Below are 26,391 nucleotides of genomic sequence, written 5' to 3' on the forward strand. Positions count from 1 at the left end.
TCCTCTTATTCCTTCACCAGAGCCTGCATCGGACTTTTACCGGCCAGCCGCTCCAGCTCCTGTTTCGCAGCGCGCAGCTCGGCATTGATTGCCACGCGCTTATTGAATTGCTTCTCGCGGGCCAACCGCGCCTTGATCCGTTCGACCTCGCGGGTCATGGTCCTGATCGCCTCGGCCTGGACAATCCTTTCCTCCAGTGACAGCGGCTGTACCACTGGCGCCGCTGCAAACGAAGCCTGCGGAGCTTCGGCAAAGCCGGCGGTGGCGCCGGGCGCCAGCCATCCGGTCTGCTCCTCGACCAGGGGACCGAGAATCTGTTCGTACAGCGCTCCCATCGTTAGCGCCACGGGGAGCGCCGTCCGTTGCGTGTCCTCGTTCACCCACTCGCTCTCGAAATAGTCGCCCAGCACCCACTTCGTGCTGTCGGCCTCGCTCGGCCGTTTATAGGCCGCGGCGAGCTTGACCTTGCCGCCATGCGCCAGCTCGAACAGCAACGGAAACGGGATAGCGCGATCGATGGCGCGCAGCACGTCAATGCTGAGGTTTTTTTCCCGTTGCGCGATCCGAAACACCTGGATTTCGGTCACGGCCCTCGTCGCCGGCAGATTGATTGTCTCCGGTGCCAGCTTGTGCGACCAGACGATCTGATCGATCTCCCGCACGAACAGCTCCTTGAGCGCAGTGTTGGCGCCCGAATGCTCATAGATTTTGTTCTTGGGGATGATCCGCCCGAAGGTACTGGCGCGGGGCCAATCGTAAAGGGTCACGTGGCACCCCCGCTTACGCGCTGGCCTCCTTCGACGCGCAGGAAGGCGATCAGCTCGAAATCATCCAGCCCTTTAATCGTGTGCGTCAGCGCGGTCGTTCGGCCGCCGCTGAATAGGCTATCGATGTCTTTTTCTTCTTTCACCTCGATCATCGAGCGGATCGCCTGGCTGAGCAGATCGGAGTAGCGCCCCATCTGGCGGCCATCCTCTGTCCGCGCGTTGAATAGGCGGCAGACATCCGGGATCGGCTCGGCGCGCCCCTTGCAACTGCTGCGGATCAGGTCGAGGAGCCGCTTCACCTCGGTATGGTCTGCGACGATCTCGCCGTCGTCGTCGATATAGACCAGGTAGAAGGGATGCAGGCGGTTCTGCTGATTGATGTTGACGCCATGGTGCACGTTCTTCAGGGCAAAGATCACGCCGGGCCGCAGTCCAAGCTCGTCAGCCGCCGGCACGACGGCGTGCATGCCAAACGGCGCGGCCTCCAGGTCCCCGTGTTCCTTGACGTAGTTGAGCAGATCCATGCGAAAATCGTTAAGGCCAAGGTCGGTGATCGAGATGCCGGCCTTCACGTCTTCCAACTCGATCACCTCTTCCTGCATCCGCTTGAGCTGTTCCTTGCGATAGGCAATGTCACTGGACTTGGCGGTCAGCACGTTGTCGTCGCCGGTCGCCGTGACGTCGGCGATCACCATGCGGTTTTCAACGCGCTCCTTGAGATTGATATATTCGTCCAGCGTTATGTCCGGCCAGTAGTTGACGAGCTGGATCTGGTCATTAGGCGAGCCGATGCGGTCAATACGACCGAAGCGCTGGATGATCCGGACCGGGTTCCAGTGGATGTCGTAATTGACCAGGAAATCGCAGTCCTGCAGGTTCTGGCCTTCCGAAATGCAATCCGTGCCGATTAGGATATCCAGTTCGGCTGTCTCATGAGGTAGAACGACCGACTTTTCCTTCGAGCGGGGTGAGAACAGCGTCAGCACGCTCTGAAAGTCATAAGCTTTTTTGAGCGTGGTTTTCGGGGAGCCCGAGCCTGTCACCTGGCCCACATGCAGGCCCAGACCATGAGCAAATTGTGCCAGATTTTCATAGAGGTAGTTGGCAGTGTCGGCAAAGGCCGTGAAGACAATGACCTTCCGGTTGCCGGGGTTGAGCGGTTTCTCGATTTTTTGCTTCAGCAAGGAAAGCAAGTGCTGAAGTTTGGCATCGTCCTCTGGCGCCACCTTGTCCATCGACGCGATCAAGGCGTCGATCAGGGCACGATCCCCTGCGAGATCGTGCTTCCACGACGGTAGGTCCATGTCGCTGAGGCTGATTTGCATCTTCTTGCCGACGGTAAACTCGTCGAGCCCCGAGAGGTCATCGTCCTCCGGGTCGAAATCGCTCATATCCTCCAGATGGTCGCTGATGCTTCCACCGCGCCCGGTTGTCTCATACTCAGCAATGGCATCGAGCGCCCGCGTGATGTTGCCGCCCAGAGCGCGCAAGGTCAGGCGGAAGGCCGCAACCGAGCTTTCGAGGCGCTTGAGGAGGTTCGTGGTCATAAGCGCCTGAAGGCTGCGCTCGCGATCGGCCTGCCGAAGTTTTCCGCGGCCACCTTCGACCTGGGTGTCGTAGATCTCCTCGTACTTCCTGAGCCGGCTTGGCAGGATATAGCTGATCGGCGCATAGACCGCGAGCTTCAATACCGACAACTGGCCGAAGATTTCGTTTAGGCCCATCACATCCGGTCGCTGCGTGATCGGGCAGTGGAACGACAGCGGCTTGCGGCGCTGGGGGAATTTGCCTATGTCCTTCGTGTCGTAAAAAGTTTCGATATGCTTGCGCGACCGCGCGATGGTCACAGCATCGAGTAGCTCGAAGAAGTCGAAGTCCAGCGTCTTGAGAATCGTGGCAGCCGTCCGCTCGTCTGGCGGCAGCGCTGACCATTCGTTGAAAGCCTTCTGCGCGCGCCGGAAGATCTCCTCGATGCTGGTCTGCGACTTCAAGCTCTTGCTGAGTGTATCCGATTGCCCTTCATAGGCGAGTGCGAGCTGATTACGCAGATCGTTGAAGCGGTTGTTCACCGGCGTTGCCGAGAGCATCAGCACCTTGGTCTTCACGCCCGCGCGGATCACTTTGTTCATCAGCTTTTGATAACGGGTCTCCCGATCCTTGAAGACGTCGTTATTCCGGAAATTGTGGGATTCGTCGATCACCACGAGATCGTAATTGCCCCAGTTCACCCGGTTCAGCGGAATGCCGAACGACTCACCCGACGTGCGCGACAGATCAGTGTGGCAGAGCACGTCATAATTGAAGCGATCCTTGGCGAAGATATTGGTGGTGAGGTTGCTGTTATAGTTCCGCCAGTTGTCGGCCAGCTTCTTCGGGCAAAGCACCAGCACCGACTTGTTGCGCAGCTCATAATATTTGACGACGGCAAGGGCGGTGAACGTTTTGCCTAGGCCAACGGAGTCCGCGAGGATGCAGCCGTTATAGGTCTCGAGCTTGTTGATGATCCCGGTCGCCGCGTCCCGCTGGTAGTTGAACAGCTTGTTCCAGACGATGCTCTCCTGATAGCCGGTCAGGTCATTCGGCAGCACGTCTTCGTTGATGTCCTCCAGGAATTCGCGGAATATGTTGTAGAGCATCAGGAAGTAGACGCGTTCGGGAGCGTTCTCCTGGTAGACGGATTCGATGTGGTCGCAGACGGCGTCCGTCACGTCCCTCAGCTTGTCAGCGTCGTTCCAGATCTGGTTGAAGAGCTGCAGATAGACCCCCGCATGGACAGGCTCGTCCATGCGGGTCACGAAGTTGGAGACAGCGTTGCCCTTCTGATAGCCAAGGTCCACGGCCGTAAACCCGCTGATCGGCATATAGGCAACGGCGGCTCCGCCGGTCTCCACATGCGCAAACGGCTGCATGGCGGCTTGCGTTGCATTGGACTTGAACCGTGCCTTCTTGCGGATCCATTCTGCACATTCACGAGCCACAGCGCGCTGCGTGAGCTTGTTGCGAAGCTTGATCTCGAACTCGGTGCCGTAGAGGCTATTCTCCCGACCATCCTTGGGAATGAAGAATTCGCGCCTCTCCTTCCGCAGCTTGTCAGTCGCCTCCGTAGGTACGAACGTCGGAGACGTGAAGACGAACTGGAGCCTGTCGATTTTCGAGAGCTCGGACTTCAGAGCCTCATATGCATAGATCGAGAAGCATGACGCCGCAATTTTCACGCGCGAGCCGCGGCTGAGCGTTTCCTTCAGATCATCGCCAAGGAGCTGGGAGGTGTTGTCGATGATTTTCATTGGTTGAAGAACGCCTTGGATATGGATGGATCATCTGTCGAACGAGGGAACACACACAAACGATATGCCTTGTGTGGGGGCACTAGACAAGCGCTGTGCAACGCTGCATTGCGGTAGGGATCCAGCTCGTTACTGGCACGTGTTTACGCGCGGAAATTATTTCCGCTCGACTAATCGTTCGACCCACTGAGGGAGTCATGTTCGCTCCCTCGCGTCCGCAATTAACCCGCACTTTTCCGATCCGACCCCTTAACCTGCTGCATCCACAAGGTAATCTCAGCTTTCCCACCGATCTGTGAAGTGCTCGGATATTGGGGCCATGTCAGGCGGCACTTTGCCAGAAAAAGTAAGACCGAAGTACGTAGCCGCTCGCGTTGCACCAACGTAGAGGAATTTATTGAACAAGCTTGGTTTTCTCTGGATGAGGCCATCCATGTCCATGAAGAACGCCGCCTGAAACTCCAACCCTTTAATGTGCTGGATATCGAAGACCCTTATGGTCTTCTCGCTCCCAATCGACTTACCGTCCTTGCATGCCTCAGCATTGTAATTGATGTCGCGCAGCAATTTGTTGAGCTCGAGTGCCAAAGGCTCGACGTCGTCCTCACTGTTGACCAGAACGGCAATGGAAGGAAGCCGATTGTCCCTCGCTTCGATCTCTCCGATGCGCTCCCGGAGCCAATGAGCTTTAGCCTCGACCGTATTCAGCCCATCTCCCCACACCGGAGCGATCCCTTCGAGGTCATTGAAGTCCGGCAGACTTACTTCCTGGCTTGAGCCATCAAGGGCAGTTACAGCACTTGCGAGCTCCACCAGCTTCCGCGTCTGGCGATAGGAAATTGATACAGAGCGTCGCTCGAAATTCTTGCTGATCCAATCAAAATCGTGGTCGGAAGTTATACCCCATTCCGTCAAACGCTGGTTAAAATCACCGCATACAAAGAAGGAGTGCAGGCTCGGATGAGCAAGCTGATGCATCAGGGCTAGTTGAATAAGTGAGAAGTCCGTCACCTCGTCGACTAGGATCTGATTGCGATAAAGGGAGCGGATGTTGGCCAGGACACCTCGGCTTGGGGGCTCGACGCCAGGGACTTGAGCAAGCCTGCTGTTGACCTCCGCGCCAATTCGCATCGTGGCCAGCATCAATAGATCTAGTTCCTGCCACGAGATAACCGAGTTGGACGATGGCGATAGCCTGTACCATTTACTTGAAAAAGCCTCCTCCGCTCGAAAGCCCCGAAATTTTGGGATAATCGAACGCATCATGAGGCGATCCGGGCGAAGGAATTTCCGTATCCTTCGCTGGGACCGCGAAATCTGCGCAAGCTGCTTCATCTGCTCGTCATTAGGAAGTCGATCCTCACCCAGCCAAGCGGACAATTTGCCGCCATAGGTTCTCGGTCCAGGCCGTTTGCCGTTCGAACGAGCGTTGGCGAAAGTCCTCAAGAGTTTCGAATAACGTAAGTAAGCTGCTTGAACGGTCTGAGACGTTGGGACTGAAGCTTCGTCATCGTCTTCGGCATCGAAAACCTCGTCCGCGTCCTCCTCTTCCTGTTCTTCCTGCTGACCCCGGCTAAGTTCTGCCGAGATCTTGCCGAACTTATCCAAGAACTGCTTGTCCGACGTCAGTAAGATTCTCAGCAAGCCGTCAGATATTTTTCCGAACTCTGTCTGCAGACGAGATAGTGCCTGGTGCAGTTCCTCTCGAACGCGAGCCAGTTCCACGATTATATTGCCATCGGTGCCACGCCGTTGAGCGGCTATGACGCTGGCAACTCTTGCTCCAATCCTCGACACCTCGGGGTCAGACGATCGGGCAAGCGCGTCTGCCTCGGACGTTAGATCATTGCCGACAGCCGCCCAAAAATATTCTACAAAGGTATCATACCAGGTGGCGTCTTGAGATGAACCGCATCGTGCAGCCAGATAATCTTGGCTTTCTTTCGCGAGAACAAACAGACCCTTGCGGTTGGTTGTGTTCAATAGCCCGAGATAGTCACGGGCCACTTCTTCACGGTACTGGCTCCAGGTTTTGATGTTCTCTTCAGATACCGGGACGCCTTCCCGACCAAAGTTTTCCCTCACATATTGCTTGAGCAGCTCAGTCGGTGAAAACAGCATCCAGCTTCTTGGATGATCGGCAAGCTCGCCAGCTCGCCGAATTGCCGCCCGTTCCATCTCTGAGAGCGCATCTTCATTTAAATCGACTTTCTGACCCAGCCTGCGTATCAATGTTGTGGTTTTGCCGGTACCCGGCGGACCAGAGAGGAACAGTCTCCGGTTGATTGGCATGCGGAAGATTTCGTCCTGATACTCGTCGACGATTCGTTGCTGGCGCAAGGTAACACCGTCGACCTCGGGTCGAACGATGCCCGATATCATAAGGGCGCTTTGCTCCGCTGCCGCGAGGATTTGCGCGAGTACATCCTCCTGCTCTTCAGTGGGCTTAAGGCCAGATGTCCCGCTTTTGAGATAGCGTACCAGCGAGGGCACTGTGCGGTTCCCACCCCGCAAGCTAATCAAGCTGTTGACGGAATCCCACTCGTTCGCGCGCTTCTCAGGATACAGCTTCGTGACGGCAGTGATCAGAACATTTTGTTCGCGACCTCCGATCTTGACCGTGTATTCAGCGCCGGGCGTTCTGGATGCAATACTTCCGACTGGGGAATTGAGGCTGGCAACACGCAGCCCACCAAGTCCCCCTGGCGGCGCAGACGGCGCAATGAAAATAGCATCAGGCCTGCCATCTTCATCCTCGAAATCGACACGCGCTAGGAGCGGCTCCTTGCGAAGCCGCCCGAGAGAGGCCGCGGTTTCGCGGCGCACCTTCGCATACTCCTCCACCTGATTAGGTGCCGTGACAGAATTGACGTACGCAAATTGCCCGACCGCTTCGGTGAGCGGCCTCTCTGCATCCGCGTCAACCTTGCGCGCAATCTTCTCCATGCAGTCGAGAGATGTCCTCGCCGCATTTTCTATGACTGCCCCGACTTCATCCATCGTTGATTGTTCCTGCCCGAAGTAAACATTTGATTTTCCCCAAATCTTGATCAAATAGCGCGCACTGTAAAGTGGTTTTGCAACTTGAAAGCACAACAAAATGTTGCGCCGTCAGCAATGTCGCCGCTCCAGAGCTTCTCGGATCGCCAGCGGTTCCCACATTCGCATCGCAACTCCCTCGCACTCGCTACCAACCGCTGCCCAAGTTCCTCGACCCGCCTAACATTCGACCCACTGTTCAACCCGATTTCCCTGGCCACCACTTGCCAATCGCGCCGACGCAAATCTGGTGCTGTGAAACGAGCGCTGATGCTTTGAGGCAGGCTGTGATCGACGGTGCGATACACCGCGGCGCACGTCAAGTCGTGGAGCGGCGCCGCGTTCGCAGACCCGCCCGCACCGATCAGGATCGAATCGTTTTGGGCGTGGGGTATACGAGTTGCGGACCAGTACGTTGACGATCAGTACATCAAGAAGTTCCAGACGGTCGCCGGTCAAACAAGGTCGCCGATCGCACCGAGCATCATCTTCAGCGTCACGCGGCGACCAGTCGACGAGCTCTCATACTTTGGGATGGAAAACTACCCGTTAGCTGGCAAACTCCTTCTTGGTGTAGCCTCCGGATTTGTCCCCGCGGATCGTTGAAGCAGTCACAGCGTTTAGCCGGTAGAATACTTAGGCTGCTTGCCTGCTCGCTCTCTTGAGATCCGGTATCGCGCGTGGTATCGCTTCAGGTATCGCAAACGGTGCTTTTGCATCAGCGGTTTGCCGAGAACCCTGCAAAACTGGGTATCGTGCGGCTAATTGGGGAAGAGTCCCACCCTCTCCGCCATTATGAATGTCACCTATCGAGCGCCTGGGTTGCCCGTGTCTTCCCTCTGATGTCCATTTCTGGACGTGCTTGACCATGGCGGGGCATCGGCTCGAGCCACACTGACGCTACGACCCGCCTGGCTGCAAACCTCATGGCATTTCGGTTTAGAACCCGCCGGGTCCATGCTTCGTCGCGAACACCTATTTCGAGATATCTGAGCTGCTGGCCTAAACCCTACAACCGTTGAAGCAGTTCGGTCTTCTTGGCCGCAAATTCATCGTCGGAAAGTATGCCTTTCGAATGCAGACCAGCAAGTCGCTCAATCTTGCTGAAGATGTCGTCGGGATCGAAACCTGCCGGCGCGGAGAGAACATTCGTATTCTGAGGCGCCACGGATTGGATAGCGGCCTGCTCGCTCTGGGCTGACGGCGTTTGCCGCTCTTCTTTTGGGGCCGGCGCGTTATCGACGGCAGATACGATCTCCAGTTCCGATACGCGCACGAGGCCATGCTGTGAGGTGAAGGTCAGCGACTGGTCGCCGCTCTGCTGCTGCGAAAAGCCGCCGATGTTATGGTCCCTTGTATCGTAAACCGTGATTTGCCCGTTTACATCAATGGCCAGGCGTCGGCTTGCCGGAAAGAAAGCATAGCGAAGATTGTTCTGCGCGCCGGTCGATGAGGGCTGGCCGAGCTGTTGCGGCCAAGAACTGCCATGCGAACTTGACTGGTAAAAGAAGCTGTTTCCATCTCCCTGGCTCTGGGATTGATACGGCCGATCCACTTTCGGGCCGGAGAGTTCACCAGACCGGATATAAGCGGCGATCTCCGAGCAAAGCATATCCACCCGGTGTTTCAGCCCATTGTTGAACATGTCACCGATCATGATCATGCCACCACTTGACCATTGCCCCATGCCGCCAAGCTCGACATGGTTGAACTGTGCCTGGCTGGCATGCCCGGCGGTCAAGGCCATCGCAAGATGCTCGACCACACCAGAGCTGAACCCGTGCCGCAGGGACAGGCCTTCGATAATATTCTGTTCCTGGGTATCTCTCATCACAGCTGCACTCGATTGGCCGGGCTTCATCTACTACATTTGCGCGGCTTTGGGGATACCCACGCAGATCGCATCGCGACTATCGGATACTGGCGGGGACATCGGCTTGATGCCTTCTCCAGCTAGACCATTGACGGAATGTTGATCTGGTGAAATTTTCCGCTCGTATTACAGCTACAGGAGAGTGTTGCGGGCGAGGAACCTTTAAGAGATGCCGGCATTCTTTCTTTTCGGCCGGAAGACGAGGCGGAATATGCGATCAGTAAGGATGACCGAAGAGCTGTGGCAGCATCTGCTTTCGCTTCGTGAGGGCTCCGTGCGCCCGGTTGCGCTTTCCACTGATGTCGATGCGTCCTGCCTGTCGCTCTACAGGCCCATCGCGATCCGCGGCGAGCCGATGGTTCTGGCCCAGGTCGGTCAGTCTCTGGATGGCCGCGTCGCGACTCCGACCGGCGATGCCCAGGATGTGTCGGGATGTGACGGGATTGCTCATCTGCACCGGTGCCGGGCGCTGGTGGACGCGGTGGTCGTCGGCGTCGGGACGGTGGTTGCCGACAATCCTAGCCTTTCGGTGCGTGCCGTCAGCGGCAGAAGCCCGGTGCGCGTCGTGGTGGATTGCAACGGCCGCATGCCGGAGCGTGCAAAGATGCTGCATGACGGAGGCGCACCCGTGCTTGTTCTGCAGGCCGACGACGTCCCGCTCCGCAGCAGCCGTCATGCGGTTATCCAGCTACCGCGCCAGGCGGATGGAGGGCTCGCGCCGCCCGATATTCTCGAAGCGCTGGCCGAACGCGGCCTAACCACCGTGCTCGTCGAAGGCGGAGCGAATACGATTTCCCGCTTCGTCGATGCGCAGCTGATCGACCGGCTGCATGTGTCGGTCGCGCCGATCATCATCGGCTCGGGTCCCGCTGGCATCCGGCTTTCGCCGATCGACCGGCTGTCGGAAGCACGCCGTCCGGAGGTTCAGGTCTACAATATCGGCACGGACATCGTGTTCGATTGTAATTTCCGCGCTGAAATGCGGCATGGGACCGCTTCAGCGGATCGCGAGGATATCCTGATGGCCGACCTCGCATAGGCTGCCGTCCCGATCGACCATTTTCCGCCGGAAATCGGCCCAGTCCCGGATCTCGCTCTCGTCCAGCTGGCCGTATTCATAGACAGCACGGATCACGCCATCGAGGAACAGGAACTGCAGTTCGCGATCGTCGACGGTCATCACCCAGGGGCTTTCGGCTGTCATCACCGCATAACCGCTCTCCTCAAGGCAATCGGCCAGGATTTTCCAGGCCGCGGGGCCGAGGGAAGCCCCGAAACCCTTGTCGCTCAGCTGGTGTGCGTTGAAGTTCGCTTCGACCGCTTCATCCAGGGGATGCGGTTTCGACCAGCGCATCCGGCCGTCATAGTTCAGGGCCGCGTAGAGGCTGGCGCCTGTCTGTGAGACGTGGGCGACGAAGCGGCGAATGAATTGTTCCGAACAGAGGTCGAAGAGCGCGGAGGCGGTGACGAGATTGACATCAGCGAGCGGCAACGCTTCGGTCCCGTTGAGATCGCCCTGGATGAGTTCGACCACATCGCCATGCAGGCGATGCGCTTCGTTCAGGAGCCGCTGGTCGGAGTCGAAAAGCCGAAAATGAGCCGGCTTCCGAAGCCTGGGCGAGAGCGCTCGGAAGGTCGAGCCGGTGCCGCAGCCGATATCGAGGATTGCTGCGGGCGATGCGCTTTCGGCCGCTTCGAGCGCCGCCTTCAGAAGGTTCTCGTTTCGGGCGCGAACGTCCACGGGTTCGCGCAGCGCCAGCCAATGCTTGTCGAAGCCGCTCATCGCGCCTCTTCCAGAAAGTTGGAGATGATAACGGCTGTGTCCCGCCAGGAAGGAAGCTTGGCGCCGGCGATCGCTGCGGCATCGGCCATGGAAACGCGGGTTTCGGGTTCCTCCAGCAGCCGTCGCAGAGCGGCGGCAAAAGCTTGCCGATCGTCTGGTGGCACAAGGAAGCCCGCGCTTTTCGGCACGATGTCCGGCACGGCCCCTGCCACGCAGCCGACGATCGGCAGGCCCTGGGCGAGCGCTTCGGCAAACACCATGCCGTAACCTTCATAGCGGCTCGCGAGCGCGAAGATGTCAGCCTTGGCGAATTCCGAGCGCGTGTCGTCGATCTGGCCGGTAAGTTCGATGCGGTCACCGAGCCCGGATTGGGCGATCTGGCGTTCGAGTTCTGCTGCGACGCCAGGATCGAGTGTCTTGCTGCCGACGATGCGGCAATTCCATCGCAGATCACGCAGCTTTTCGAGCGAAGCGATCAGAACGTCGTGCCCCTTGCGGCGGGTCAGTGTGCCGATGCTGAGGATCAAGGGCGGGTCGCCGCCACCGGCGGCCAGTGGTGCGGGGTCCATGCCCGGAATGGCAACCGTAATCCTTTCGGCGGGAACAGCGTAATGGGCGGCGAGTTCGGCAGCGGTGGCATGTGACGTGACGATCACGCCGCGGGTCTGTGCCAATGCCGTCTTCTCCCGGGCGGCCGCTGCTGCCTGCTGGCCACTGTCGAGCCCCGTCTCCAGTGCCAGCGGATGATGCACGAGCGCCATGATCTTCAGGCGTTTTGCCTCGCGGCTCGCCCATTCGTCCATCACGCCGAAGGCCAGGCCGTCGATCAGCACAAAGCTGTCATCTGCAAGTTCGGAAAGCCTTCGCCCGGCATCGTCGAGCTGTCTGGGGTTCGGATTTGGGAAACCTTCTCCGAGGGAAATAAGTTGGATATTCCAGCCGAGATCGCCAAGGGCCGAAGCGGCGCGCCGGTCGTAACCATAACCACCGGTGCGGGTTTCTAGGTCGCCAGGATAGGCAAAATACAGAAGGCGGTTCACAGCTCGGCCTCGAACCAGCCGCGAGCGGTATGCGATTCATGCAGCATGACCCGCAGTTTGCGGATGCGTGTGCCGCCCTCGCCGAGCCGACCATTCCTGATGGCCTCGGCGATACGGTCGAAGATGTGTTTGGCGAGGAATTCGGTGGTCGTCACCTTGCCGGCGAAAATCTCCAGCGTGTCGAGGTTCTGGTAGTTGAGCGGTGCCAGCACTTCCTTCAGAACGTCGGTCGCGAGCCCGATATCCACCGCAAGGCCGTTGTCGTCCAGATCGCTGGTGAAGAAGGCGGCGTCGACCACGAAGGTTGCCCCATGCATGCCCTGGGCGGGGCCGAAAACCGGGCGGGCCAGACTATGCGCGATCATGATGTGATCACGGACTTCGACGGCGAACATGCGGGATTTCCTTCAGTACCTGATGCGATGACAGAGCGTGGCGGCCGAGCCGATAATCCCGGCATAATCGGCGGCGAGGGTTACAAACGGCGTTTCGCCCGAAATCAGGTGGTCGAGCCTGTCGTCGGCGAGAAGCTGAAGCGCCTTGCCCATGCGTCGCCTCGTATCCCAGCGGGCCCGCCGCCCGGGCGGCAGCGAGGCGACCTGCGAGCTCACGATGGAAAGGCGCTTGGCATGGAAAGCATGCCCAAGCGGGATCTCCACGTGCTTTTCGCCATACCAGCTTGCCTCGACGATCCGTGCTTCGAAACCGGCATGATCGAGCGCGGATACCAGAGCGTCGGCCGAAGCGGAAGCGTTGATCAGCCCGTCGCAGTCATGGGGCACATCATCGGCAAGCGAAAATCGGAGACTGAGAGCCTTGGCGGTTTCGGCACGCTCCGGCTCGACATCGGAAATCACCACTTCGGTGCCGATGATCCGCGAGGCGAGGTAGGCGACCAGAAGTCCGACGACGCCAGCGCCGAAAACGGCCACGCGGTCACCCGGCTGGATGCCTGCGTCCCAAGTGATATTGAGCGCGGTTTCCATATTGGCGGCCAGCACGGCGCGGTGTGGGGATAAGCCTTCCGGAAGGAGGTGGGTGGCGGAAACGGGCACGCGAAAACGGTCCTGATGGGGATGCAGGCAGAACACCGCTTTGCCGACGAGGCGTTCGGGCCCTTCTTCGACCACGCCCACGGCGGCATAGCCGTATTTCACCGGGAAGGGGAATTGGCCGGCCTGATGCGGGGCACGCATGCGCTCGTATTCGCTTTCCGGCACCTGCCCGGCAAAGACCAGTGATTCGGTGCCGCGGCTGATGCCGCTGTAAAGCGTACGGACGACAACCTCCCCTTCGCCCTCCGCCGGCAGCTTCTCGTGCCGAAGTGCGCAACGGCCAGTCCCCTCGATCCAGAGGGCTGTTCCGTCCTTCTGCGTCTCCGCATTCGGAGCTGTTTCACGCCTTGTCACACGTAACACCTTTCACGCCATAACAATCCAGACCTAGAGGCTTCAACGGTGACGGCAAGGGAGTTGTTCTGCGAGAGGGCGATATCGCTATCACGTTTATTTGACGCCGGTTTTGCGGATCCAGCCTTTGCTGCACATCGTACTGTTCTCCATGTAATGCCTGTGAGGAGAGCGTCATGAATGTTTCACATCATGCATGGGATGAGCGAGGCACGGCCGATGGCTGACTGGCTGAATGCCGGGCCGCTGGATCGCCGGGCGGCGCGCAGAGCTCACCGCCTGCTCTCCCTGGATGCCTATGCGGTGACCATGACCGTTGCTGCTGCGCTCGTTGCGGCGATGCATTTCTTCGGCGACCTGATCGGCATCGATACGGCCGCCGCCGGCTGTGCCTTCATCATCTATGCGGGGATCTCCGCCATCGCGCTCGGCAATCTGCGCATGCACGGGCACGCGCGTTTCGGCGCGGCCAATATCGTGACGACGATCCGGGCAGCACTTACGGCGGTCATGGGCGGCCTGGTGCTGGCGTCGCCGCAATTTGGCGCGGGTTTCGACCAGAGTGCCTCGTGGATGCTTGGCTTCGTGATTGCCTTCGCGCTGCTTCTCGATGGTTTCGACGGTTTTCTCGCCCGGCAGACCCACACCGTCTCGCAATTCGGCGCGCGTTTCGACATGGAAGTGGATGCACTGCTGATCCTTTTCCTGTCGCTCGCGGCCGTGCTGCTCGGCAAGGCCGGGCTCTGGGTCCTGCTGATCGGCCTGATGCGGTATGGCTATGTGGCGGCGCAGACGATCTTTCCGGCGCTGAAGGGCGAGCTGCCGCAGTCGATGCGTCGCAAGGCGATTTGCGTCGTGCAGGGCGTGGCGCTTTGTCTGATGCTGTTTCCGGTCATTACCTCGCCGTTTTCCACCCTGCTGGCGGCCGCGGCGCTCGCCTTGCTCACCTATTCCTTCGCCGTGGATGTGGTCTTCCTCGTGAACGCGAGCAGGAACCCTCATGTCGCGACCTGATTTTTCCGCCTTTCTGGGGCTGACGCGCTCGCTGCTGATCTATTATGGCCAGCCATGGCGGCGCTTTTCCCTGAAGCGGTTTTATGCCGGCCTTATCCGCAAGGGGGATCTCGTCTTTGATATCGGGGCGCATGCCGGCAGCCGCAGCCGCACGCTTCTGTCCCTCGGCGCCAGGATCGTCGCTCTCGAGCCGCAGCCCGTGTTTGCGGACTTCATGGCGAAATCCTTTGCCGGCGAAGAACTGACGCTGCTGCGCAAGGCGGTCGGCAAGGAGCCCGGCAGCGTCGATCTGCACATTTCCAGCCGCCATCCGACCGTGACGAGCATTTCCTCGTCGTGGATTTCGAAAGTCGAGAAGACCTCTGGGTTCCGCAACGTCACCTGGGACCGGGTCGAGCGGGTGGAAATGACGACACTCGATGCGCTGATCGAAGAATACGGCCTGCCGGCCTTCTGCAAGATCGATGTGGAGGGCGCGGAGGCGGATATCATCGCCGGGCTGCACAACCGCATCCCGTTGATCGCCTTCGAATATATTCCGGCAACGATGGAAATCGCCGAAGAGGCGATCGGCCATTTGCGGAAACTCGGCCCCTATCGCTTCAACCGGGTCGAAGGCGAGCGGCATCGGTTCGTCCATGACGAATGGATTGCCGCCGATGCCATGCTGGGCGAGATTGCCGGCCTTTCCGACCAGACGTCGTCCGGCGATATCTATGCCTGGGTGGAGGGCTGAAAGATCAGCGGTTCCGTCTGCTGAAAAGTGCCGCCAGGACGAACACCAGGCCGGGCGCGGCGCCCACAAGTGCTAGGATGCCGTAGAGAATGCTGGCGGCCACGCCGTCGGACGCGGTATAACCGAAGAGCGGCCAGAGCGCCGCCGCGGCCGCCTCTCTGGCGCCCCACCCCGCGATCGTGGCAGGGATCAGCATCATCAGCAGACAGAGTGGAATGGCAGTGATTGTTGCAAGCGCCGGCAAGGGCGCGCCGACAGCCGCCGAGGCGAGCATGAACATGGCGATATAGCTTGCGACGATGACGACGCTGAACAAGGACTGCACGATCCAGGCTCTATCCCGCAAAAAGACCTGCGCGAGGGCGGTCTTCAGCTTCCCAAGCTTCGGCTGGATGCGGCGCGGTGGGAAACAGAGCGCCAGCATAAACACGATGGCGAGGCTTGCGACGGCGAGCGCGAAGCCGGAGAGAAGATGGCGCAGGTCTTCCGGGATCGTCGCACCGCCCAGAAACGGCCAGAGCATGACGCCGACGGTGGCGACGAGAAAGAATACGCCCTGTCCGGCGATCCGCTCGAAGACTACGGCCTGAGCTGGCACTTTCCAGCCTCCTTCACCATGAGCGCGGTTGCGAACAGCGCGAACCGCATCGCCTGCCACTCCACCCGGCAGGAGCTGATTGAGCAGCGTTCCCAGATAATAGTCGCCGATCGCCTGACCCATACCCAGGTGCTGACCCAGCCGGGCCGCCGTAAACCGCCAACGGAGCGCCGAGAGCCCGATCTGCACCTGCACCAAGAGCAGCCCCGCAATCACATAGGCCGGGTTGGCCGAGGCGAGACCTGCGGCAATCCGCTGCGGATCGAAGCGCAGGATCACGGCAATGAGAAGTGCGAGGGCCGCAGATAGGCTTATAAGTTTCAGAAAACGCATGAGCGCAGGGTTTTGCAGGAACAGCAGCGCATGAACGAGTCTAGGCCTTTCCGCCAGAGTGACGCCGTCAGCATAGGGCATATCGCGCAACGCAAGGCAAACGGATCGCCGATTCCGAGGATCACGATCGCGCTTGCGATCATGGTCGCGATTCTGGCCCTGCCTTCCAATTTCAGCGAATTTTCGGAGCAGCGGTTTCCGCTGGAGGTTGTCGGGATCGCGCTGCTGGCATCGGTGATGACGGGGATCAGCTTTTCTCTTCTGCGCTGGATCGTCACCCTGCTGCTTGCCGCAATGCTGTTCCTGAAGCTTGCGGATATCGGCACCGGCATCGCCTTCCAGCGGCCGTTCAATCCCTATCTCGACCTCAAGATCCTGACCGACGGCTGGAATCTCCTGAGCGGCGCCCTGGGCATCACCGAGGCGGTTGGAATCGTCTGCGTTGGTCTTCTGGCCTGGTTGGTTGTCGCCGTCATTGTTTATTGGTCGCTCGGCGGTTTTCGGCGCCTCTCATTCGGAGGCCGGCGCAAGTCCGTTCTCATCAGCAGCGCGGCGCTGTTGATCGGACTTGCTGCGCTGGTGGTGCAGAACCCCGATCGTCGCGATCTCGGGGTCGAAGCGCATGCCGCTTCCTATGTCGTCAACCGCATCAGCATGGTGAAGGACTCGATTGCCGATCTCACCCGCTTCGAGGACGAATTGAAGCAGGATCCGATTCCCCCCGGTCCGCATTTCTCGGCGCTTGCCGGCACCGACGTCGTCCTGATCTTCATCGAATCCTATGGCCGCAACGCAATCGAGGATTCGCGTTATGCGGCGCGCATCAACAGCCGGCTGACCTCCGTGGAGAAAGAGATCGAAGCGGCGGGGCTGGAGGCGCGCAGCGGCTGGCTCACGTCGCCGACAGTCGGTGGCATCAGCTGGCTGGCGCATGGCACCCTGTTGTCAGGCCTCTGGGTCGATAATCAGGGGCGTTACGACCGGATGATCACCAGCGAGCGGACGAGCCTCAACAACCTCTTCCGCTCCTCCGGCTGGCGCACGACGGCGGTGATGCCGGCTATCACGCTCGACTGGCCGGAGGCCGGTTATTTCGGTTATGATGGCATCCATGCCGCCGCTGGCCTTGGCTATCACGGCAAGCCGTTCAACTGGGTGACGATGCCGGACCAGTTCACGCTCGAAGCTTTCGAGAGGCTGGAGCGGTCACCCGGCCACAAGCCGGTCATGGCGGAAATGGCGCTGATCTCCAGCCATGCGCCCTGGACACCGCTTCCCTCGTTGGTCGATTGGGACCGGATCGGCGATGGTACGGTCTTTAATGCGCAGGCGGAAAGCGGCGATCCACCCTCGGTCGTCTGGGCCGATCCGAACCGCGTTCGGGCGCAATACCTCACCTCGATCGACTACACGCTCGAAACACTCGGTTCCTACATGGCGCGCTACGGCAAGAACACGCTGTTCATCCTGCTCGGCGACCACCAGCCGGCATCGATCATCACCGGCGAAGTCGCCTCGCGCGACGTGCCGATGCATATCGTTACCGGCAATCCGGATCTCCTGAAGCGGCTCGATGAATGGAGCTGGCAGAAGGGCATGATTCCGCTACAGGCGACGCCGGTTTATCGCATGGACGAATTCCGCCGGAAGCTGGTCGAGAGTTTCGATTGACGAGCTGTCTCAGGAATGGGTGCCGAGATAGCTTTCCATCAGCGCCGGATTGACGGAGAGTTCGCTGGCGGGACCCGAAAGGCGGACTTCGCCGAGTTCGACCAGATAACCTTCGTCGGCGATTTCGAGCGCTGCGCGGGCATTCTGCTCGACGAGCAGAATGGAGACGCCGGTCTTACGCAGTTCCGAAACGATGTTGAGGATATCGATGACGATCTTCGGCGCCAGGCCGAGGCTCGGTTCGTCGAGGAGCAGCAGGCGCGGCCGGCTCATCAGGGCGCGGCCGAGCGCCAGCATCTGCCGCTCGCCGCCGGACAGCGTGCCGGCCAGCTGCTTGCGGCGTTCGGCCAGGCGCGGGAACCGCGCGTAGACCTCTTCGCGCGTTTCGGCGCGTTCCGAGGCGTTGCGCAGAAAACCGCCGAGCTCGATATTGTCTTCGACCGACATGGTGGCGAACAGTTCGCGCTTTTCGGGCACGAGGCAGAGGCCGGCGGCGACGCGGCCTTCGACAGAGCGGGGCACCGGCTTCCCGTCGTAGACGATCGTGCCGGAGGAGGGGACGATGCCCATGATGGCATTGAGCAGCGTCGACTTGCCGGCGCCGTTTGCGCCGATCACGGTGACGATGCTGCCGGGTTTCATGCTCAGCGAGATGCCGTGCAGCACTTCGGCGCGGCCATAGGAAACGTGAATGCCGGAGAGTTCGAGCAGGTTCGCGTTCATGCGACACCTCCGAGATAGGCGGCGACGACCGCCGGATGTTTGCGCACGTCCGCCGGCTTGCCTTCGGCGATCAGGGTGCCGAAGTCGAGCACGACGAGATGATCGACGAGACCCATGACGAAGCCCATGTCGTGCTCGACAAGCAGGACGCTGACGCCCTCTTCGCGCAGCTTCTTCAAGAGGTTGGCAAGCTCCTGTTTTTCGCCGTGACGGAGGCCGGCCGCGGGTTCGTCTAGCAGCAGCACGGCTGGATCGGCCGAAAGCGCGCGAGCGATTTCGAGGATGCGGATCTGGCCGAGCGCCAGATCGCCCGCCGGCCGGTCGCGATAGGCGCCGAGCCCGACGCGTTCGAGCTGATAGGCGGCCTCCGCAAGCAGCGTCGCCTCCTGCCTCCGCTCCAGCCGCAGGAAACTCCTGAAGACGCCGGCCGAGCCGCGCAGATGGGCGCCGAGCGCGACGTTTTCCAGCACCGACATGTCCGGCAGGATCTTTGCGTGCTGGAAGGTGCGGGCGATGCCGTGTTTGGCGACTTCGCGGGGGCTGTCGCCGGTCATCGGCTGGCCTTCGTAGAACACCGATCCGCTGGTCAGCGAAGCAAGGCCGGTGATCAGGTTGAAGGTCGTGCTTTTGCCGGCGCCGTTCGGGCCGATCAGCCCGACGACCTGGCCAGCGCGCACTTCGAAACTGACGTCGTTGACCGCGACCAGCCCGCCGAAGGCTTTTCGCGCCTTTTCCACCTTGATGAGGGACGAGCCGGCTGGCGCGAGCGTGCGCTTGGGAAGCTTGTCGTCAGAGGTCGGCAGGGCGCGCGCGGGCCGCTTCGGCAGGAGCTTCAGCACGAAGGGCCAGAGGCCGTCACGGGCGAGCTGCAGGGTCACCACCAGCAGGATGCCGAAAACCACCATTTCGAAGTTGGCGGTCGTGCCGATCAGATCCGGGAGGAAACGCTGCAGCACGTCCTTCAGGATCAGCACGATGCTGGCACCGAAGATCGCCCCCCAGACATGGCCGGAACCGCCGACCACGGCCATCAGCAGATATTCGATGCCCATGCTGAGGCCAAATGGCGTCGGGTTCACCGAGCGCTGCATATGGGCGTAGAGCCAGCCGGAAAGGGCGGCGACGACGCCGGCAAAGACGAAGACGGTGAGCTTGGCGCGAACGATGTTGACGCCGAACGCTTCTGCCGCCTGTCCGCCGCCGCGCAAGGCGCGGATGCCGCGGCCGATCCGCGAGTCGAGCAGGTTTTTCGCGCCGATCGCGACCGCAATCACGAAGAACCAGATGAGGTAATAGATCGACCCGTCGCTCAGGAAGCGATAGCCGGCGACTTCAACCGGCGGGATGCCGGAAATGCCGTCATAACGGCCGAGGAGGTCGATCTTGCCGAACAGATAATAGAGCGCCAGGCCCCAGGCGATGGTGCCGAGCGGCAGGAAATGGCCGGAAAGGCGCACGGTGATCAGACCAAGCGGCAGGGCGGTTGCGGCACCGACAATCAGCGATAGCGGCAGGGTCAGCCACGGCGACACGCCGTAATTGGTACTCAGCACGGCGGTCGTATAGGCGCCGAAGCCGCAGAAGGCAGCCTGTCCGAAGGAGGTGAGGCCGCCGACGCCGGTCAGCAGCACGAGGCCGATCGTCACCAGCGAGGCGAGGCCGATATTGTTGAGGATCGTCAGCCAGTAGGGTGGCACCGGCAGGAGGGGGATGACCGCCAGGAAAACGATGCCGGCAAGGCCGGGAAGCCAACGCTCGATCTTCATCGCTCACTCCTCCTCGTGGAAACCGTGGCTCAGCGACAGCCAGATCAGCACGGGGATGATGAGCCCGAAGACGATGACCTCCTTGTAGCTGCTGGCGAAGAAGGAGGAGAAGGCTTCGACCAGGCCGACGCCGATCGCAGCGATCGCGGTGATCGGGAAGCTCGCAAGCCCGCCGATGATCGCCGCCACGAAGCCCTTGAGGCCGATCAGGAAGCCGGTGTCGTAATAGATGGTGGTGATCGGGCCGATCAGCACGCCGGAAACAGCGCCGATCGCAGCCGCCAGCGTGAAGGCGGTGACGCCGGTCAGATGGGTGCGCACGCCGACCAGCCGGGCGCCGAGCCGGTTGACGGCGGTGGCGCGCAGCGCCTTGCCGAGCAGCGTCCGCTCGAAGAACAGGTAGAGGCCGACGATGATTGCGATCGTCGCGCCGTAGATGCAGAGGCTCTGGGCGCTCACCATCAGCGAACCGATGCTGAAGTTGTCGTCCGCGAGCGGTTCGGCGCGCAGCCCCTCGGCGCCGAAGAAGACGAGACCAAGCCCCATCATGGCGAGATGTACCCCAACCGAAGCGATCAGCAGGACGAGCACGGAAGCATCAGCAAGCGGCCGGTAGGCGATACGGTAGATGTAGGCGCCCATGGGGGTGATGATCAGGATGGTGAGCAACGCCTTGGCGACGGACGGAAGATCCAGCGGCGCAAGCATGATGGTGATGCCGTAGATCACACCGGGGAGTACCAGGTTGAGGGCGAGGCTGCGCAGAAACGTGCGTGCATCGGTGCCGCGGCGCATGCTCCAGAGATCGAACAGGAAAGCAATCGCGCCGAAGCAGACGAGGAGCGAGATGGTGGCAGGGACCTTGCCGCCGTCGAGAAGCGCCAGCGTCAATGCGCCATAGGCGACGAATTCGCCTTGGGGAATGAAGATCACCCGCGTGACCGAGAAGAGCAGGACCAGCGCGAGGCCCAGAAGCGCATAGATCGCGCCGTTGGTGACACCATCCTGGATCAGGAAGGTCGCAATCATCGCGTCCAAAGAATTTCCCCCCGATAAGCGAAAAGACGCTGCAAAAAGGCCCGGCGCGGACGCCGGGCCTCGTTCGTTGCTGGCTTACTTGGTGATTTCGAACTTGCCGTTCTTGGCCGTGAACAGCACGACGGCGCGGTCGTCGAGGCCAAGGTGATCGTCGGCCTTGAAGTTGAAGACGCCCTGGCTTGCCGCGAACGGACCGCCGGTTTCGATCGCGTCACGGAGTGCGGCGCGGAATTCCGGCGTGCCGGGCTTTGCCTTCTTCAACGCGATCGGGATGGCCTTCTTGAGGATGGCCATGGCATCGTTGATATGCGGGCCGAACTGGGTGCGGGTGCCGGGGCCGAACTTCTTTTCATAGGCCGTGACATAGGCCATGCCTTCCGCCTTGGTCTCGGCGGTATCGGGCAGGGCTTCCGGCGCCATGGCCGGGCCGGAGGCGAAGATGGTGTTGTCGGCAGCCTTGCCGGCGATGCGCAGGAAGTCGAAGGTCACGGCGCCATGGGTCTGGTAGATCTTGCCGGTAAAGCCACGTTCGCGAAGACCGATCTGCGGCAGTGCCGCGCCGGTGCCGGAAGCGCCGACGAAAACGGCATCCGGACGGGCTGCGACGAGTTTCAGCACCTGGCCGGAAACGGAGGTGTCCGGGCGGGCGTAACGCTCGTCGGCGATGACCTTCAGGCCGTACTGTTCCCCGATTGCCTTGAACTGGCCCATCCACAGGTCGCCGTAGCTATCCGAGAAGCCGATATAACCGACTGTCTTGACGCCGTCGGCCTTCATCTTGGCAAACAGGTTTTTGGCGATCAGGCCGGCATCCTGCGGCATGATGAAGGTCCACTTGCCCTTGGAAATGTTCGGCGGAACCGGCGAGCATCCGAGATGCGGTGTGCTGCTTTCAGCGGCGACCCCGGCGACGGCGATCGAAGCGGGGGTCAGCGCCGAGCCGACCATCACATCGACCTTGTCGTCGTTGACGAAGCGGCGGGCATTGGTGGTAGCGATGGACGGATCGCCGGCATCGTCGAGAACGATGACCTTCAGCTTTTCGCCGCCCACTTCGGTCGGCCACAACTCGACGGAATTCTTGAGCGGGATGCCGAGCGCCGCACCCGGGCCGGTCGATGATATGGTTACGCCGATCGTGATGTCGGCAAGCGCAGAACTTGCAAATAGGGACAAGGACAGGGCGGCAACGGGCGCCATCCCAGCAAAAAACCGGTTCTTCATAGGATCCTCCCAGAACAAAAGCGGGCGATCTCCTCCCGCCCTGTCATTTGTTTACATGGAGATTGTTTCTTTGTAAACAATTCAGATATTGGTTATGGAAAGCTTACATTCGCCCCTGGGATAGAGCCGGCTGTTGAAAATTCTCTAACCGAAGTCGTGCCCCAGCAGCCGCGTGAACCCGGCTTTGCCGTTCAATTCCACGATATCGCGTGCCGATCTGGCGCGCCGTTCGATCAGTTCGAGCATCTCCATGAATGCCTCGGTCTTTTCGGGGGGCAGATCGCCGAACATATGTTTCTCAAGGGCATCGATGCTGGCTGCCATCTTCTCGAAGACGGCCGTTCCTGATGCTGTCAGCTCGATCTGGGCCCATCGCGCATCCCGCGCATCGGCGCGGCGGTCAATCAGGCCGCGATCGACGAGTTCGCGGATCGCGCGCGATACCATCGCCTTGTCGATGGTCGTGAGCTTGCCGATTTCCATCGGCGAAATCGACTTATAGGTGCCGATCGCGGACATGACCCGCCAGATATTCAGCTTGAAACCGTTGGCCTCGCAGAGCAGGCTGACCAGCTTGACCATTTCCGCATTGCTACGCGCCAGCCTGTAAGGCACGACCTTGGAGAGCTTTCGGGGGGACGTGGGTCGTTCTTCCGTCATCCGATCAGGTCACCAGCGCCCGCTGTCTATATTCGGCGGTATCCCAGAGGCGATTGGTCATGATGTCTTCGAGAATGCCCACTGCTCCCAATACCTCGGCCTCGCCGATATAGAGCGGTGTGAAGCCGAACCGAATGGCGTTCGGGGCGCGGAAATCGCCGATCACGCCCCTGGCGATCAGGGCCTGCATGATCGCGTAGCCTTCATCGTGAAGGAAGGAAATCTGGCTGCCGCGCTTCATCCCATCGCGGGGCGAGCCGAGCTTCAGCATCGGGCAGCGCTTTTCGACTTCCGCGACGAACAGATCGCAGAGTTCTATCGACTGCCGCCGCAGGTCCGCCATATCGACCCCGTCCCAGGCATCGAGTGCGGCGTCGAGCGCCGCAAGCCCGATGATCGGCGGCGTGCCGACCCGCATGCGGTCGATGCCGCCGCCCGGACGATAGCCAAGATCGAAGGCGAAGGGCTGTTCGTGTCCCAGCCAGCCGGACAGCGCCGGCCGCACCTTGTCCGCATGACGCGGGGCGACATAGATGAAGGCCGGCGCTCCGGGCCCGCCGTTCAGGTACTTGTAGGTACAGCCGACCGCGAAATCCGCGTCCGCACCGGAAAGATCGACCGGCAGGGCCCCGGCCGTATGGGCAAGATCCCAGACGGTGATCGCACCTGCGGCATGCGCCTTTTCGGTCAGCGCCTTCATGTCGTGCAGCCGGCCGGTGCGGTAGTCGACTTCGGTCAGCATGACCACGGCGACGGTTTCGTCGATCGCGGCTTCGACGCCTTCCGGCTCGACGATCTTCAGCTCAAGACCCTTGCCGAGCGAGCCGATCAGGCCCTGCGCCATATAGAGGTCAGAGGGGAAATTGCCGCTGTCGGACAGCACGACCTTGCGTTCCGGCACCAGTTCCAATGCGGAAGCGAGCGCCTGGTAAACCTTGATCGACAGCGTGTCGCCCATGACGACCGTGCCTTCCGCCGCCCCGATCAGCTTGGCCACCCGGTCGCCGATCCGGCGCGGCATCATCATCCAGCCGGCCTTGTTCCAGCCCTTGATCAGCAGCTCGCCCCATTCATCGGTCATCAATTTGGCGACGCGTTCCCTGGCTGCAAGCGGCAGCGGTCCGAGCGAATTGCCGTCAAGATAGATCACGCCTTCCGGCAGATAGAAGAGCGAGCGGGTCTTTTCGAAATCCGTCACCGGAACACCTTGCTGTTCGAAACCAATCGTTTGAGGGGAGCTAAGCTCCGAAGCAACGCAGACTAGAAGCTGGCATCCTCCGCGCAAGGCAGATTTACGACTTTCGCGATTATTTCCGGGGCGAATCCGGTCTTGCCGTTAACCGCGAGCAATCGCGTGAAAAAAGGCGCCGCTGACCAGGCCGCGCCGGCCGCCTGTCGGACCGATCAGCTTGCCGCCACCGTCGGCGATCGTCGCAAAGGCGGCGTCGGTACCTGGCGAGACCACGCTGGCATAGTGGAATTCATGGCCGCGGATGGTGTCGCCCTTTCGGCCGAGCGGGCTATCCTGGACAAGTTCCGCCTGGCGGTAGCCGAGGTTCATCTTGCGCTTGGCGAAACTGGTGCGGTGGGAAAGCAGCCCGGTCATGGCGTGCGTCACGCCCTCGGCATCCTCCAGCGTCTCGCCGAGAACCATGTAGCCGCCGCACTCGCCATGGATCGGTTTCGTTTCCGCAAATCGCGTCAGGCCGGTCTTGAAACTCTCGGCTGCCGCAAGCCGTCCCGCGTGCAGTTCGGGGTACCCGCCCGGCAGCCAACAGACATCGCAGCCAGCTGGTGGCGCCTCGTCGCTCAACGGCGAGAAGGGGACGATCTCCGCGCCGGCGGAGCGCCATTCGCGCATCAGATGCGGGTAGAGGAAGGTGAAGGCGGCATCCTGCGCCAAAGCGATGCGCTGGCCCGGCGGCCGCAGTGATTTTTCCGTCGAGCCGCTGGGAATATTGAAGGGTTTTGCAGCGGCATAGATCGCATCGAGGTCGAGCGAGGCTTCCATGGCATCGGCCAGCCGCTCGATATGTGCGTCCATTTCCGGATGCTCACTCGCCTGGACGAGGCCGAGGTGCCGTTCGGGCAGGATAAGCGAGGGGTCGCGCAGGACGGTGCCGACAACGGGAATTCCGGCCGCCTGGATGGCATCGCCGCAAAGCTTCTTGTGCCTTTCACTGCCGGCACGATTGAGGACGCAGGCCGCGATTTTCACGGTCGGATCATAATGGGCAAAGCCGTAGGCGATCGCGCCGGCGGTTTGGGACTGACCGGAGACGTCCAGCACCAGCAGCACGGGCAGATGGAACAGCCGTGCGAGATCGGAGGCGGCGCCCGAACGGTTCTCTTCGCTGACGATGCCGTCGAACAGGCCCATGGCGCTTTCGATCAAAAGCAGTTCCGCATCTTCCGCCTGGCCGCGCGCGAGATGCCGGAGCAGATCCGGCGCCATCGCCCAGCTGTCGAGGTTGAGGCCCGGCAGATGCGTTGCGGCCTCATGGAAACCGGGATCGATATAATCCGGCCCGGTCTTGATGCCGCGGACCTTGACGCCGCGGCGGGCGAAGGCGCGCAAGAGGCCGATCGTGATGCTGGTCTTGCCGGAGCCGGAGCGCGGCGCACCGATGATGAGCGCGCGGGCGGTCATGACTTGCCACCCGACAAGACGGTCTGCATGGAGACGATCCGGCCGATGACGATCAAGGCGGGAGCGGCGAATTTCTGCCGCTCGACTTCCACTTCCACGGTTGCGAGCGTTGCCGTCAGCGAGCGTTCGTCCGGCGTGGTTGCCGCCATCAGCACCGCGACCGGCGTTTCCGGCGACAGCCCGCCTTCGACCAGCAGCCTGGCGATGGTGCCGATCGTGCCGACGCCCATGTAAACGACGATCGGCTCGCCGGTTTTCGCCAGCGCCTTCCAGTCCAGATCGCCGGGGCTTCCCGCCGCATGGCCGGTGGCAAGGGTGATCGCGCGGCTCATTCCCCGCATTGTCGCGGGAATATTGGCGGAAGCGAGAGCCGCCAGCGCCGAGGTCATGCCCGGCAGGATGCGGAACGGGATGTTTTCTCGGGCAAGCGCTTCCGCTTCCTCGCCGCCGCGCCCGAACACGAAGGGATCGCCGCCCTTCAGCCGCAAGACGCGCTTGCCCTTGCGGGCGAGTTCGATTAGCAGGCCGGTAATATCGTCCTGGGCGACGGAGGGTTTGCCGCCGCGTTTTCCGACGAAGATAAGCTCGACGGTTTTCGCGAGCGACAGCACGCCGTCGGAGACCAGCGCGTCATGGACGATCACGTCAGCCTTGCGAAGCGCGTCGGCGACTTCCAGCGTCAGGTAACGCGGGTGGCCGGGGCCGGCGCCGGCCAGCCAGACATGGCCGGGTTCGAAGACGGGTGCTGCGACGATGGATTCGATGCTTTCATTCATATGC

Annotated in this window: 21 protein-coding genes; 4 read left to right on the plus strand and 17 right to left on the minus strand. The window is 60.9% G+C overall.

The genetic code is table 11. The features are described 5' to 3' along the window. Positions 1-5 precede the first annotated feature (5 nt). From PMI07_RS05690 to PMI07_RS05710, 4 genes are all read right to left on the minus strand, one after another. Entirely contained in the window at positions 6-767 is a 762-nt protein-coding gene (locus PMI07_RS05690; protein ID WP_007757974.1) for a DUF4391 domain-containing protein, read from the minus strand. Continuing rightward, on the minus strand, positions 764-4,054 hold the full coding sequence (locus tag PMI07_RS05695; protein ID WP_007757972.1) for a helicase-related protein: 3,291 nt from the start codon (positions 4,052-4,054) through the stop codon (positions 764-766). Before PMI07_RS05695 ends, PMI07_RS05690 begins: the two co-directional genes overlap by 4 nt. Before the next feature lie 276 nt (positions 4,055-4,330). Continuing rightward, on the minus strand, positions 4,331-7,054 hold the full coding sequence (locus PMI07_RS05700) for an ATP-binding domain-containing protein (protein ID WP_007757969.1): 2,724 nt from the start codon (positions 7,052-7,054) through the stop codon (positions 4,331-4,333). Between the two features lie 1,048 nt (positions 7,055-8,102). Beyond that, positions 8,103-8,924, minus strand: a complete 822-nt coding sequence (locus PMI07_RS05710; RefSeq protein ID WP_007756076.1) for an SHOCT domain-containing protein — start codon at positions 8,922-8,924, stop codon at positions 8,103-8,105. Between the two features lie 253 nt (positions 8,925-9,177). On the opposite strand from PMI07_RS05710, the gene PMI07_RS05715 reads away from it, so the two are divergent. Then, on the plus strand, positions 9,178-10,005 hold the full coding sequence (locus tag PMI07_RS05715) for a dihydrofolate reductase family protein (protein WP_007756078.1): 828 nt from the start codon (positions 9,178-9,180) through the stop codon (positions 10,003-10,005). Here PMI07_RS05715 and PMI07_RS05720 read toward each other — a convergent pair. The 4 genes from PMI07_RS05720 to PMI07_RS05735 are packed head-to-tail and all read right to left on the minus strand — an operon-like array spanning position 9,964 to position 13,198. Continuing rightward, positions 9,964-10,749: a class I SAM-dependent methyltransferase gene (locus PMI07_RS05720; protein ID WP_007756081.1), complete on the minus strand. Its 786-nt coding sequence runs from the start codon at positions 10,747-10,749 to the stop codon at positions 9,964-9,966. The two genes, PMI07_RS05715 and PMI07_RS05720, sit on opposite strands and share 42 nt — an antisense overlap. Then, entirely contained in the window at positions 10,746-11,789 is a 1,044-nt protein-coding gene (locus tag PMI07_RS05725) for a glycosyltransferase family 4 protein (protein ID WP_007756085.1), read from the minus strand. The genes PMI07_RS05720 and PMI07_RS05725 overlap by 4 nt, the downstream gene beginning before the upstream one ends. Then, positions 11,786-12,184, minus strand: coding sequence for a 6-carboxytetrahydropterin synthase (locus PMI07_RS05730; protein ID WP_007756091.1), 399 nt, complete (start codon positions 12,182-12,184; stop codon positions 11,786-11,788). Before PMI07_RS05730 ends, PMI07_RS05725 begins: the two co-directional genes overlap by 4 nt. 12 nt (positions 12,185-12,196) lie before the next feature. Beyond that, positions 12,197-13,198, minus strand: a complete 1,002-nt coding sequence (locus PMI07_RS05735) for a zinc-binding alcohol dehydrogenase (RefSeq protein WP_024163593.1) — start codon at positions 13,196-13,198, stop codon at positions 12,197-12,199. A 180-nt stretch (positions 13,199-13,378) separates the two neighbouring features. Between PMI07_RS05735 and PMI07_RS05740 the strand changes: the two genes are divergently transcribed. Together PMI07_RS05740 and PMI07_RS05745 are read left to right on the plus strand one after the other, a co-directional pair. Further along, the gene (locus PMI07_RS05740; protein WP_007755851.1) at positions 13,379-14,212 is read left to right on the plus strand and encodes a CDP-alcohol phosphatidyltransferase family protein; all 834 of its coding nucleotides are present in this window, start codon (positions 13,379-13,381) and stop codon (positions 14,210-14,212) included. Beyond that, a complete protein-coding gene (locus PMI07_RS05745) occupies positions 14,199-14,948 on the plus strand; it encodes an FkbM family methyltransferase (RefSeq protein WP_007755854.1) in 750 nt (249 codons plus the stop codon). The genes PMI07_RS05740 and PMI07_RS05745 overlap by 14 nt, the downstream gene beginning before the upstream one ends. Before the next feature lie 4 nt (positions 14,949-14,952). Here PMI07_RS05745 and PMI07_RS05750 read toward each other — a convergent pair whose 3' ends face one another. Beyond that, positions 14,953-15,879, minus strand: a complete 927-nt coding sequence (locus PMI07_RS05750; protein ID WP_007755866.1) for a lysylphosphatidylglycerol synthase transmembrane domain-containing protein — start codon at positions 15,877-15,879, stop codon at positions 14,953-14,955. Between the two features lie 30 nt (positions 15,880-15,909). Here PMI07_RS05750 and PMI07_RS05755 point away from each other — a divergent pair, with 30 nt between their 5' ends. Then, positions 15,910-17,550 carry a sulfatase-like hydrolase/transferase gene (locus tag PMI07_RS05755; RefSeq protein ID WP_007755870.1) on the plus strand — a complete coding sequence of 547 codons (1,641 nt, stop codon included), beginning with the start codon at positions 15,910-15,912 and terminating at the stop codon, positions 17,548-17,550. A 9-nt stretch (positions 17,551-17,559) separates the two neighbouring features. On the opposite strand, the gene PMI07_RS05760 is transcribed toward PMI07_RS05755, so the two are convergent. The 8 genes from PMI07_RS05760 to cobA all read right to left on the minus strand — a co-directional run bounded on the left by PMI07_RS05760 (position 17,560) and on the right by cobA (position 26,387). Then, the gene (locus PMI07_RS05760; protein ID WP_007755873.1) at positions 17,560-18,273 is read right to left on the minus strand and encodes an ABC transporter ATP-binding protein; all 714 of its coding nucleotides are present in this window, start codon (positions 18,271-18,273) and stop codon (positions 17,560-17,562) included. Beyond that, a complete protein-coding gene (locus tag PMI07_RS05765) occupies positions 18,270-20,039 on the minus strand; it encodes a branched-chain amino acid ABC transporter ATP-binding protein/permease (protein ID WP_007755877.1) in 1,770 nt (589 codons plus the stop codon). The genes PMI07_RS05760 and PMI07_RS05765 overlap by 4 nt, the downstream gene beginning before the upstream one ends. 3 nt (positions 20,040-20,042) lie before the next feature. Continuing rightward, complete coding sequence (locus tag PMI07_RS05770; RefSeq protein WP_024163594.1) at positions 20,043-21,068, minus strand: branched-chain amino acid ABC transporter permease; 1,026 nt, start codon at positions 21,066-21,068, stop codon at positions 20,043-20,045. Positions 21,069-21,152: 84 nt separating this feature from the next. Continuing rightward, the gene (locus PMI07_RS05775) at positions 21,153-22,301 is read right to left on the minus strand and encodes an ABC transporter substrate-binding protein (RefSeq protein WP_007767039.1); all 1,149 of its coding nucleotides are present in this window, start codon (positions 22,299-22,301) and stop codon (positions 21,153-21,155) included. Between the two features lie 144 nt (positions 22,302-22,445). Then, entirely contained in the window at positions 22,446-22,961 is a 516-nt protein-coding gene (locus PMI07_RS33475) for a MarR family winged helix-turn-helix transcriptional regulator (RefSeq protein ID WP_007767038.1), read from the minus strand. A gap of 4 nt (positions 22,962-22,965) precedes the next feature. Continuing rightward, positions 22,966-24,159: a kynureninase gene (gene kynU / locus PMI07_RS05785; RefSeq protein WP_007767036.1), complete on the minus strand. Its 1,194-nt coding sequence runs from the start codon at positions 24,157-24,159 to the stop codon at positions 22,966-22,968. Positions 24,160-24,297: 138 nt separating this feature from the next. Next, positions 24,298-25,611, minus strand: a complete 1,314-nt coding sequence (locus tag PMI07_RS05790; RefSeq protein WP_007767034.1) for a cobyrinate a,c-diamide synthase — start codon at positions 25,609-25,611, stop codon at positions 24,298-24,300. Continuing rightward, positions 25,608-26,387, minus strand: coding sequence for a uroporphyrinogen-III C-methyltransferase (cobA, locus tag PMI07_RS05795; protein ID WP_024163595.1), 780 nt, complete (start codon positions 26,385-26,387; stop codon positions 25,608-25,610). The genes PMI07_RS05790 and cobA overlap by 4 nt, the downstream gene beginning before the upstream one ends. Between the last annotated feature and the right edge of the window lie 4 nt (positions 26,388-26,391).

Origin of the sequence: Rhizobium sp. CF080, assembly GCF_000282095.2 — a bacterium.
Classification (GTDB): Bacteria; Pseudomonadota; Alphaproteobacteria; order Rhizobiales; family Rhizobiaceae; genus Neorhizobium.